Below are 9,468 nucleotides of genomic sequence, written 5' to 3'. Positions count from 1 at the left end.
CTTAGTCCAGAGAAAGCGATTGAAATTGCAAAAACTATTTATTCATTGAAGGTTCTTAATCCATTAAATAATGAAGTGGTCGAGCAAACTTTAATCTTGAATGAAGAGCAGAAATACTTAAGCCAATTATTCAACTTTTGAAACTGGGTGTCCCAGTGCGGAAGACAGGAAATAGGCATATTAGAACTATGACCATAAAAAAAGCCTTATAATTTAAAACTGTAAGGCTTTCGAATTTATAAAAATTAATTACTTGTCTTTTTTGTTGCCACCTCCAAATACCGAGAAGTGTACATAACGTTTAGGATTGGCTTTCAAATCGATCATTAATTCATCAAGATTTTTTGAAGCATTATTTAAATTCTGATACATTTTATCATCGTTTAACAACAATCCTAAACTGCCTTTTCCATCTTTAATTCCTGAAATTACACTTTGTAAATCAGTGATAGCATTGTTTGCATTATCTAAGGTTTGTTTAAAGTTAGCTGCTGCAAACTTATCGGTAACGGTATTAATGTTGGTTAAGATATCGCTGATTTTTTGATTATTGTTATTAAGGTTGGCCGTTATACCTTCAACATTTTTAAAAATCGCTTCAATACGTGCGCTTTCTGAACCTACTAAGCCATCAACTTTTTTCGATGTGTTTTCTAACGAAGCCAATGTACCAGCAATACTGTTAAAGCTTTTATCAACGTTTTTCTGGAAGTTAGGGTTCAGAATAGAGTTCACACTACTCAGAATAGAATCCATTTTACTGATAATTAATTCCGCTTTCTTTTGAACCGGTTGTACCTGTTCCATTAAGCCCTTTTCTACATTTCCGTTTAAGGTGTAACCATCTTCGGCCATCTTTTTTGAATTACCTAAAGACATTACAATGGCCTTACTGCCTAAAAGATCTGTACCTTCTAAGCGGGCAATACTATTTTCGGGAATTTCATATTTGCTGTTTACACTTAAGGTTGCAATAATACTACCGTCTGGCTGTAGCTCCAATTTGGCCACCCGGCCAATCTGATAACCATTAATCAGGATAGGTTTTGAAACACTTAAACCATCAACCCTTGTGTATTTTGCGTATAATGTAGTTTCATTTGAAAAAATTGAATTTCCTTTTAAAAAATTATATCCAATTATTAATAAAGCAATGGCAAATGCAGCTAAAATACCTACTTTGGTTTCGTTCTTAATCTTCATGAGTGTTTTATTTAATGGCTACAAGCGCTGAAGGTATCTTTTCTTCACTTGTTAGAGCGTAATTAATTCTTGTGCTAAACCCTATAAATACACAAAGGCTGCACGATTTGTTTGGTATCTGTTTTATATTTTTTCCAAAGGTAAAATAAACATCATTTATAATGCCACTTATTTAACCTCAATATTTTTTTTGTATGTTTTTATTGCTTCCAAAATAGAATTGGCAATTTCATTTTGTCCATTTTGGGAATTAATATATTTTTCTTCCTCTGTATTCGAGATAAAACCCACTTCTGTTAAAACGGCGGGCATACCACAACGCTGCAGCACCAAAACGCCCTGCTCTTTAACACCACGGCTTAATCGCTCATCCCGCTTGATATAGCTGTTCTGTATTAGCTTGGCAAAATTAATACTTTTGTCCCGAAAGGCATTTTTTAAAAGCGATAAAAGAATAAAACTACTCGGGTTACTTGGATCATACCCATCGTATTTACTTTTGTAGTTCTTTTCCAATTTAATATCGGCATTCTCACGTATGGCGGCATCCTGTTCTTTTAACCGGTGCGATCCCGCAACCAATGTTTCTACTCCTTTGATATGCTTGTTGCCTGGAGGCATTGAATTACAGTGTACCGATATAAAAAGATCTGCATTAGCTTCGTTCGCTATTTCTGCCCGCCTGTACAAATCAACATCTATATCTGTTTTACGTGTGAAAATTATTTTAATATCCGGCATCTGCTCCTTTAATAAGGCACCTAATTTTAATGCAACCTTCAACGCAACATCTTTTTCTTTCGAAAAACTACCAGAGGCTCCGGGTTTTCTGCCGCCATGACCAGGATCAATAACAATTGTTTTGATCTTATAACCCTGAGCAGGCGCTTTTTCAGCAACTAGTAACGAAAATAAAAGTATTGTAATCAGAAGTTTAATCTTCATGCAGGAGGGATATTAAAATGATGTTTCAGCTATACGTTTATAATTTTTAATTGCTTTAATAATTCCATTTACAATTTCATTTTGTCCTTCAGGAGAATTCATATAATCTTCTTCATCTGGATTACTCACAAAACCAATTTCAGTTAACACAGCAGGCATAGCTGCACGGGCCAATACCGCAAGGCTTTTCTCTTGTACACCTCTGTTAATTCGGCCTGCATTAACATATTCTTGTTGAAGCATTGAAGCAAACTTTAAACTCCTATCTCTATTGGTTTGTTTCATTAACGATAACATGATGTCACTTTCGGGGGTATTTGCAATAAACCCTTCATAGTTTTTCTGATAATTTTCTTCCAAAAACATCGATGCATTTTCCCGTTTGATCACCTCATCCTGCTCACCTAAACGGCGAGTTCCCGACACGAAGGTTTCTGTTCCCCTCGTTGAAGTGCTTTTAGAAGTAACGGTTCTGTAAACTGGTACTTTTCTGCCCCTTACTTTTTTATAATAATCTACCACCCTCGATACCCTAACTGGCATATCATTTAAGTGAATGGAAATAAATAAATCGGCTTTTGCATTATTTGCAATGTTGATACGCTCATATAAAGGAATAAATACATCCGACTCTCGGGTATAAATAACTTTAATATCTTTCAAACTATCTTGAAGCGCGCGGCCAAGGTTCAATGCCGTTTTAAGCGCCACATCTTTTTCCTTCGAATATACACCGTGGGTTGCACCATCTTTACCACCGTGACCGGCATCGATCACAATTGTTTTAATTTTATATTCTTGCGCAAACACCTGATTATCAATTGAATTTGATAACACTAAGTAAATAATAATTGTTAAAATGGATTTAAGATACATCAATGGTATATTTTTCACTAATTTTGAACGTTTTTGATTAAACATTTGTGCAAAAATAACATTCAAATACGAATTTGAAACTTCTTAAGAGCTCTATTTTACTAATATCTGTCATTTTATTAACACTTGTTGTTGGTAAAGCTAACGCATTTTCTCATTTTTCATTGCAACAAATCATTCAGCAAGACACAACCAAAAAAGATACGACTAAAAAGACAGGTAAAAATAACAGCAGTATCGACCAAAAAGTTGAATACAAAGCGGAGGATTCGGTAAAAATGAGTGCCGATAAAAACATTGTGTATTTATACGGTAACGCAAGGGTGGTATACGGTGATTTTGAGCTAGATGCGGCTTATATCAAATACGATAAAAAGCAAAATTCCATATTTGCGCGAGGCATTAAAGATCCAAAAACGGGTAGGTATACCGGAAAACCAATCTTCAAATCGGGTGCTGATGGAACAGCCATAGCCGATTCTATTTTTTACAATTCAGAAACAACCCGGGCTAAAGTATACGGTGTTTTTTCTGAACAAGAGGGAGGTTTCTTCTCTGGTGGGCAGAGTAAAAAGCAAATAGATGATGAGCTGCACATTAAAAATGTAATGTACAGTACCTGTAATCTACCGCACCCGCATTTTGGATTAATGATTTCTAAAGGGGTGGTAACAGAGAAACAGATTATTACCGGGCCGGTTTACATGATTATCGAAGATATCCCCACTTTTCTGGGGCTACCTTTTGCTTTTTTTCCAAAACCTAACAAACGAACATCGGGTGTAATCCTTCCCACACCGGGCGAAGATGCAACCAGGGGTTTTTTCTTACAAAACGGTGGTTATTACCTCGGATTGAACGATTATTGGGATGCCAAATTAATGGGGTCGATTTACACCAATGGTTCTTATGAAACTAGTGTATTGAGTAATTATACTAAGAGATATAAATACAATGGTAACATTAATTTAGCTTATTCAAGTTTTAAAGATGGTTTAGAAGGTACCGAGGCATTTAGAAACCCAACCAAAAACTTTAGCATCAATTGGAGCCATAGTCAAAATGCCAATGCCAATCCAGGTACTACATTTAGCGCCAGTGTAAGATTGGTATCAACAGGAAAAAGAGGATACTATAAAAATACTGCAGCAGGTACTACTTACGACATTAATACCATCGCAACCAATTCAACAAGTAGCAGTATTAGTTATGCGAAAGCCTATTCGAACGGGATGAACTTCTCTTTGGCTGCATCAAGTGATCAGACTTTAAGTACAAGAGCAATATCGTTAAGATTGCCAGAAATGACATTCAACGTACCTACATTTAACCCATTTCGACCTAAAGATGCAGTCGGCGAACAAAAATGGTATGAAAAAATAACGGTTGGCTATAGCCTACAGGGAACCAACAGAATTGATACTTTTGATAGTTTATTGTTCCAAAATGATGGTTTAAAGCGATTAAGAAGTGGATTTTCGCATAGTATTCCGGTAAACATGTCTTTCACTGCCTTAAAATATTTAAACTTTAGTTTGGGTGGCACCTATAATGAGGTTTGGAATTTTCAGAGTGTAAATAGAAGATATACGCAGTTTGCCGATAATACTTATACTTTTAGAGAAGATACCCTCAGTGGATTTAAAAGAGCGGGCAGCTACAGCCTATCAACCAGTATGTCGACTAAAATTTATGGAAGAAGAGATTTTAATCCAGCTGGCAAAATCCAGGCGTTGAGGCATGTAATGACTCCGAATGTTTCCTTCTCTTATTCTCCGGATTTTACCAAAGCAGGAGCAGGGCCCTATAGACCTGCCATAGACCAAAATGGTAATCAAATTTATACTAGTGGACGACCTTTAAAATATTCCATTTTTGATGGTATGGCACAGCCGGGCTCTTTTGGCGGCCCTAATGCTTCCATTGGTTTTGGCTTGGACAATACCGTAGAACTGAAGGTGAGGAATAAAAACGATACGACTGGAACAGGATCAAAAAAGATCCCGATTATTCAAGGTTTGAGTTTTAGCGGTTCATATAATTTCCTGGCTCCTTCTTATAAATTATCAACCATTGGTTTCAGTGGGCGGTCGCAGTTTACCGATAAATTGGGGATAAATTATAATGGAACATTAGATCCATATGCTTTAAAAGACACAACGGTTAACGGTCAAATCACTAAAATAAGAGAGGATCGTTTATTTTTCCAAAAAAACAAATTCCTGCCACGTTTAACTAACTTTGGCTTCTCATTCGATTATAGTTTAAATCCAGAGGCATTAAAACGTAAAAACGAGGCTAATGATAAATTAGGTGAAGCAGCCAATAAAAAAGGATTGAACGATATACAATCGGAACAATTAGCGGCTATAAGCCGTGATCCGAATGCTTTCGTTGATTTTAATATTCCCTGGAATTTCTCTTTTTCTTACAGTTTTCAATATTCGAATGACGGAAACAACAATACAATTTCGAATACACTAAACTTTAATGGCGATGTTAACTTAACACCAAAGTGGAAAGTTACTTTTAACTCAGGTTACGATTTTAAGAACAATGGCTTAACCCCAATGAATTTAGCTATTTACCGCGATTTACATTGTTGGGATATGAGTGTAAACTGGGTTCCATACGGTGCTTACAAAAGTTATTCTCTTACCATAAAAGTTAAGGCATCAATACTACAGGATTTGAAATTGAGCAAAAGACAAGGTTTTTACAGCACATACCGATAAATTATGCTAGCCGAAATTATTACCATTGGTGATGAGATTCTCATTGGCCAAATCGTTGATACCAATTCTGCCTGGATGGCTAAACAGCTAAATTTAATTGGCGTTTCCGTTAAACAGATTACTTCAGTTTCTGATGATGAGCAACATATTATTGAAGCCCTTGAACTTGCCGAAAAGCGTGCAGATATTGTTTTAATTACTGGTGGACTAGGCCCGACCAAAGATGATATTACCAAGAAAACCTTGGCAAAGTATTTCAATATGGGCTTTCGCAATGATCCCGGAGCACTGGAAATGGTTCGTCAGATTTTCGAAAAATACAAACGCCCTTTATTGGATATCAATATTCAGCAAGCTGATGTTCCTGATGGTTGTGAGGTTATTGTAAACAAAAATGGTACTGCGCCTTGCATGTGGTTTGAACAAAACGACACCATTTTTGTATCGATGCCTGGTGTGCCTTACGAGATGATGTACCTGATGGATGACGAAATTCTACCCAGGATTACGAGCAGATTTAAGCTGCCGTTTATTGTACATAAAACTATTCTTACGGCAAATATAGGCGAGTCATTTCTGGCCAAAGAGATCGAGGAAATTGAAGACAGCTTGCCAGCGCACATTAAATTGGCTTATCTGCCAAAATTAGGACAAGTACGTTTGCGCTTATCGGCCAAAGGCGATAACGAAACAGCGTTACTTAAAGAAGTTGAGCTTTACGCCAAACAGATCATTTCAAAAGTAAATAAGTTTGTAGTAACAGATGAAGATATTCCCTTGGAAAAAGCGATCCTGAATCTCATGAAGAGCAAGGGTTTAACTTTATCTACAGCAGAAAGCTGTACCGGTGGGTACATAGCACACCTGATTACGCAGCACCCCGGTTCTTCTTCGGTTTATTGGGGCGGGGCAGTAGCCTATGCCTACGAGCTTAAAGAATCTATCCTTGGTGTAAAAGAAAGTACTTTAAATACCTTTGGCGCCGTGAGCGAACAAACCGTTACAGAAATGGCCGAAGGTGCAATTAAACATTTCAAAACAGATTATGCTATTGCGGTTAGTGGCATTGCCGGTCCAGATGGTGGAACTGAAGACAAGCCAGTTGGCACGGTATGGATCGCAATTTCTTCAAAACACAAAACTGTAGCTAAGTTGTTTAATTTCAGTAACAAACGTATTCAAAACATCGAACGTTCTGCAGCATCGGCATTGGCCATGTTATTAAATCTCCTTAAAGAAACAGTTTAAAAAGAATAAAAACTGTATTTTTGTAGCATTACCAATATAAAATACTGTAATTTAATATGGCTCAATACGAACTATTGTTACCAAAAATGGGTGAAAGTGTTGCGGAAGCAACGGTGATTAAATGGGTAAAACAACCAGGTGATTCTATTGATTTAGATGATACCATTCTGGAAATCGCTACTGATAAGGTAGACTCTGAAGTTCCTTCTCCGGTTGCCGGTAAATTGGTAAAACAGTTATTTGCTGCAGATGAAGTTGCCCAGGTAGGCGATGTAATTGCCATTATTGAAACTGGAGGTGGAGAAACCGCTACAATAGAAGCTCCGGTTGTAGAAAAGCCAATAGCTGAAGAAAAAATCGAAACTATTCCTGGAATTGCACAACTGCCATCAGAAAATACTACTGTAGCAACTGATTTTAGTTCATCTGACCGCTTTTATTCTCCTTTGGTTAAAAGTATTGCTGCACAAGAAAATATTTCGTTAGCAGAGCTTGATGCGATTAAAGGTTCTGGTGCTGATGGACGGTTAAATAAAGATGATTTATTAGATTACATTACCAATAAAATTGGAGCATCGCCAATTTTAACTAAAACAGCTATCATAACAGCGCCCACTCCACCAACAAACCAAACCGCTGAAAATAAAGCAGGTTCAGCACCAGTTGTAAACAAAACATCAACAACCAGTGTTAGTGGTGGCGACGAAATTATTGAGATGGACAGGATGCGTAAACTAATTGCCGATCATATGGTAATGAGTAAAACAACTTCACCGCATGTAACTTCGTTTGTTGAAGCCGACGTAACCAATATGGTTTTATGGCGCAATAAAGTAAAAAATAGCTTCGAAAAGCGTGAAAATGAAAAAATAACCTTTACGCCAATATTTGTAGAGGCAGTTGCCAAAGCCATAAAAGATTTCCCGATGATCAATGTTTCGGTTAACGGTACACAGATTATCAAAAAACGCGATATCAATATTGGTATGGCTGCCGCTTTACCAAGTGGAAACCTAATTGTTCCTGTAATTAGAAATGCCGATCAGTTAAATTTGGTTGGCTTAACAAAAGCAGTTAATGATTTAGCTGCAAGAGCGAGAAACTCTAAATTAAAGCCTGATGAAACGCAAGGTGGCACTTTTACGTTAACCAATGTAGGTAGCTTCGGCAATGTAATGGGAACACCAATTATTAACCAGCCTCAGGTGGCTATTTTAGCCGTTGGCGCCATTAAAAAGAAACCAGCTGTTTTAGAAACCGAACATGGTGATGTGATTGCGATCAGACATATGATGTTCTTGTCGTTATCTTACGATCACAGGGTTGTAGATGGTTCTTTAGGAGGAATGTTTGTGCGTAGAGTAGCAGATTATTTAGAAAGCTGGGACCTGAACAGAGAAATTTAGTCAGTTTACAATTAACAGTTTTCAGTTGGTGTAAGGTCAACAATTAAACAATTTACCAGTTTAACAACCAAGAATGTTAGCTTCAAATTTAAAATCGATAGTTTCAGATAACGTATTGCATGCCAAATGGTTAAATACATTATCTTATATGGAAAATGCAGGTGCAAAGAAAATTTCAGCTTCAGAGCATAAAGAAAATGTAAACCTGATTATTCTTAAACACGCTGCAGAAGAACACCGCCATGCTTATTATTTAAAAAAGCAGATTTCGAAGATTGACGAGGCGCTTTGTAAAACTTACACCAATGCCGAGTTGTTATCTCCAAATCATACAAAGTACTATTTGCATGCTTTGGACATTGCGGTTTGTCGTTATTTAAAAGCTGTATTTAACCTTTCCGGTTACGATTTAAAATTCGCTGCCTATTTATTTGTTACCTATGCGATTGAAGTGCGTGCCGATGAATTGTATCCAATTTATCAAGCGGTTTTAGATGAAGCTAAAAGCAAGGTAAACGTAAAATCGATTATTTTAGAAGAGGAAGGCCACTTAGAAGAAATGATGAACCAGCTGGTTAGTTTTTCTGATGACTGGGAAAATCATGCAGCTGAAGTAATCAAAATCGAAAAAGCTTTATTCGAAAATTGGGTTGCTGCCTTAGCAGCAGAATTGCCGATAAGCGCTTAAATAATCGCTAATCGTCATGGCGAAAATATACTAAGAAGTCAAGTTTTTAAAACTTGACTTCTTTCATGTGCGCTGGGCATGGCAATCAGCTATAGGGTGCAAGTCCCGAACACACTTTGCAGTAGGAAGTGTTAGCCAATAGCAAGGGTGTCGTGGGCGACTGCGAATCCGAAGGAAGCTGGCGGCAAATATGGGGCCCTACGAACAGGAACTGTATATAAGGCGAGGTGATATGGGTGATGTTGCATGACAAACAAAAGCCCTATACTGCACAGAATATCACTACGTAGATACAGGGGCCACATCCATAGAAAGCGGATTGCCTTACCCCAGGAGATCTGAATGAGCTCTGTCAAGTGTAAGCGCG

The 9,468-nt window shown here is 37.3% G+C and carries 7 protein-coding genes; 4 read left to right on the top strand and 3 right to left on the bottom strand.

The window, feature by feature from the left end:
- Positions 1 to 249: 249 nt before the first annotated feature.
- From AW17_RS21930 to AW17_RS21920, 3 genes are all read right to left on the bottom strand, one after another.
- The gene (locus AW17_RS21930) at positions 250 to 1,203 is read right to left on the bottom strand and encodes an MlaD family protein (RefSeq protein WP_029280159.1); all 954 of its coding nucleotides are present in this window, start codon (positions 1,201 to 1,203) and stop codon (positions 250 to 252) included.
- A gap of 168 nt (positions 1,204 to 1,371) precedes the next feature.
- A complete protein-coding gene (locus tag AW17_RS21925) occupies positions 1,372 to 2,148 on the bottom strand; it encodes an N-acetylmuramoyl-L-alanine amidase family protein (protein WP_029280157.1) in 777 nt (258 codons plus the stop codon).
- A 12-nt stretch (positions 2,149 to 2,160) separates the two neighbouring features.
- Positions 2,161 to 3,069, bottom strand: a complete 909-nt coding sequence (locus tag AW17_RS21920; RefSeq protein WP_029280155.1) for an N-acetylmuramoyl-L-alanine amidase family protein — start codon at positions 3,067 to 3,069, stop codon at positions 2,161 to 2,163.
- A gap of 29 nt (positions 3,070 to 3,098) precedes the next feature.
- Here AW17_RS21920 and AW17_RS21915 point away from each other — a divergent pair, with 29 nt between their 5' ends.
- From AW17_RS21915 to AW17_RS21900, 4 genes are all read left to right on the top strand, one after another.
- Positions 3,099 to 5,759, top strand: coding sequence for a putative LPS assembly protein LptD (locus AW17_RS21915; protein WP_029280153.1), 2,661 nt, complete (start codon positions 3,099 to 3,101; stop codon positions 5,757 to 5,759).
- A gap of 3 nt (positions 5,760 to 5,762) precedes the next feature.
- Entirely contained in the window at positions 5,763 to 7,007 is a 1,245-nt protein-coding gene (locus tag AW17_RS21910; protein ID WP_029280151.1) for a competence/damage-inducible protein A, read from the top strand.
- 56 nt (positions 7,008 to 7,063) lie between these two features.
- A complete protein-coding gene (locus AW17_RS21905; protein WP_029280149.1) occupies positions 7,064 to 8,413 on the top strand; it encodes a dihydrolipoamide acetyltransferase family protein in 1,350 nt (449 codons plus the stop codon).
- Between the two features lie 73 nt (positions 8,414 to 8,486).
- Positions 8,487 to 9,101 carry a hypothetical protein gene (locus AW17_RS21900; protein ID WP_029280147.1) on the top strand — a complete coding sequence of 205 codons (615 nt, stop codon included), beginning with the start codon at positions 8,487 to 8,489 and terminating at the stop codon, positions 9,099 to 9,101.
- Positions 9,102 to 9,468: the final 367 nt, after the last annotated feature.

It is taken from the genome of Pedobacter borealis DSM 19626 (assembly GCF_000708285.2).
GTDB classification, from domain to species: domain Bacteria; phylum Bacteroidota; class Bacteroidia; order Sphingobacteriales; family Sphingobacteriaceae; genus Pedobacter; species Pedobacter borealis.
Note: the sequence above shows the minus strand (reverse complement) of the source record. Positions and strands in the feature narration are given on the sequence as shown.

Coding starts and splice junctions, on each gene's coding strand:
- AW17_RS21930 (WP_029280159.1), bottom strand. CDS start 1,203: ATGAAGATTAAGAACGAAACCAAAGTAGGTATTTTAGCTGCATTTGCC.
- AW17_RS21925 (WP_029280157.1), bottom strand. CDS start 2,148: ATGAAGATTAAACTTCTGATTACAATACTTTTATTTTCGTTACTAGTT.
- AW17_RS21920 (WP_029280155.1), bottom strand. CDS start 3,069: ATGTTTAATCAAAAACGTTCAAAATTAGTGAAAAATATACCATTGATG.
- AW17_RS21910 (WP_029280151.1), top strand. CDS start 5,763: ATGCTAGCCGAAATTATTACCATTGGTGATGAGATTCTCATTGGCCAA.
- AW17_RS21905 (WP_029280149.1), top strand. CDS start 7,064: ATGGCTCAATACGAACTATTGTTACCAAAAATGGGTGAAAGTGTTGCG.
- AW17_RS21900 (WP_029280147.1), top strand. CDS start 8,487: ATGTTAGCTTCAAATTTAAAATCGATAGTTTCAGATAACGTATTGCAT.